Raw genomic sequence first — 2,070 nt, 5'->3', positions numbered from 1 at the left:
TTCTGGTTCTTCAATTTGATCGATTCTAATCTCAAATCAACCAAAAATCTCACGATAATCAACCTGATTCAGGATTCAGGTCTCAATTCCCAGAAGATTCAACCTGATTTTTGATTCCTGATTTTACTCAATTCGATTTCTCAGATTTATCAAAATCAGATTCAGGTTTTCAAATCTTGAGTTTTTGATCTCTGATCTTAGGTTTTCAAATTGATCAAACCAACGTTTTTCAGTTCAAAATTTCCAGATTCCAGATTTCTAAATTCTGTTTTTGGACGAGATTCAAATTCCTGATTTCTATTTCAAAAGCCGCCTAAACGTAAATCTCATCTGAAAAAACCAATCCCATTTTTCAAGATGGGCCCGGTTAATCTTAAGAATCCAAATTTTTCGTTTTCTGTCCGATTCACCGTAAAAAATGCAATACTCGATAGGACCTTTACCCGCCTTTCAAAATTTCAATTACTCGATTTGGAACTCGAGTTCTCGATTTCTGGACAATTACCCGATTCTGAGTTTTTATTTTCGAGGCGGGACAATTCATATTTTCAATTCCATAGAATGCCAATTCTGATGCGGTACCCCATAACGGCCCGGCTACACGCCGTGCCGACCATCGGGAGGCATGGACGGGTAGCCCATGTTGGGTGCTGTGTTCAACCTTTGATTTGTTCCCTAAACGATTTACCAATCTCCATAATTAGTTTATCATAGCTTTCCTTCACTCCTCTATTTGTTTGAATTGTATTAATAACCATTTGCGAATCTATCCTTTGGTTTTCAAATTCATCTCTTGGCTTGTTTCTTAGTTCAACTAATGTCTTTTTTCCAAATTGAAATTTGTCAAATTGATTTATCAACTCAATAAGTTTTTCGTAGTGTTCGTCTTCAATCAAAATTAAGTTATCGTCAATTGCTTTTCTAGTTAGACTGATTTGTTCAGCAAATGATGGTATTTTTTCTGGAGTCGCTTTATCCCATAGCATATCAGCTTGATGCTTGGTCTGCAACAAGACTTTCCATAAATCATTATATAATTCAAACTGTTTTTCAGAGTATCTTAAAAACAATGATTTAGCCTTATCTAATTCCGTTTTAGTATTTTCTAACTGAGTCGAATATTTGCTTTTTATTGCTTCTAAATCTTCTTGATGTTTGTTATTGTAGTTATCTAAAAGCCGTTTCGAAAGAAAATCTCCAAACCACTTAGATACCCCAATAATAACTACAGTTGCTCCACCAATTGAAACAAACAGCGCGCTCAATAATTCAAGAAAGTCAGGAAATGTTATTTCAAGCATAATCAATAGGTTAGGTTATTATCCTTCATCCAATCAAGAATACTATCAGGATCGATTGCCTGAAGACTTACATATTTGTTTTTAGTCAAATAACCAATTTTTCGTCCTCTTAAATAAATTAAAGGTGGTGTTGACGTATATTTATTATATGGACTCAAAGAAGAATATTTACTCCCATAAGAGCCATATTGATTATATATTGAAGTAGAGGAGTATTTACTCCCATAAGAGCCATACCGATTCATAATTGATTCTGAATCATATTTATTAAGAGTTAGTTTACCCAAATATTGACCATCATCAGCCAATATAAAAGATTCACCACTTTCAATTTTTTCTGCTATTTCTCTGCTAGCCATTTTTTAATATTTTAATCATAGCACCCAACGGCCCGGCTACGTGACGTGCCGGACTCTAAATTTACCATTTTCGTTCCATTTCACAAATGCTAGCGCAGGCAGCAAAAGACCAAATTGGCGAAGCTTGGCTTTTGCTGCCTGCGCGGGTTTTTTATCTCCATTTTCCTCTCGAAGATTTTTACCGGCATGGCATGTAGCCATTGTTCTCATCAGTTCATTTTAATTAACTTATAGTTGTTCTTTATTCCTTCTTCATCAATAATTGTAAGTATTAAGACTCCAGAATCAAAGCCACTTAAATCTAATTCTTTTGTCATATCAAAGGTAGTTTCAGATAAAATCATCCTTCCTGATAGATCTGATACAACTATTTTTTCAATAACATTTTCTGATGTGATTCTTACTTTGTT

The 2,070-nt window shown here is 34.4% G+C and carries 3 protein-coding genes; all 3 read right to left on the bottom strand.

From position 1 onward, the window contains the following. Nucleotides 1–656: 656 nt before the first annotated feature. Nucleotides 657–1,301 (bottom strand): hypothetical protein, encoded by a 645-nt coding sequence (locus IX84_RS30045; RefSeq protein ID WP_044230256.1) that lies wholly within the window; start codon nt 1,299–1,301, stop codon nt 657–659. A 2-nt stretch (nt 1,302–1,303) separates the two neighbouring features. Next, the gene (locus IX84_RS30040) at nt 1,304–1,660 is read right to left on the bottom strand and encodes a hypothetical protein (RefSeq protein WP_044230253.1); all 357 of its coding nucleotides are present in this window, start codon (nt 1,658–1,660) and stop codon (nt 1,304–1,306) included. Between the two features lie 209 nt (nt 1,661–1,869). Next, a partial coding sequence (locus IX84_RS30035) for a T9SS type A sorting domain-containing protein (RefSeq protein ID WP_044230251.1) occupies nt 1,870–2,070 on the bottom strand: 201 nt, incomplete at its 5' end.

The organism is Phaeodactylibacter xiamenensis, assembly GCF_000759025.1.
Taxonomy (GTDB): Bacteria; Bacteroidota; Bacteroidia; order Chitinophagales; family Saprospiraceae; genus Phaeodactylibacter; species Phaeodactylibacter xiamenensis.
Note: the sequence above shows the minus strand (reverse complement) of the source record. Positions and strands in the feature narration are given on the sequence as shown.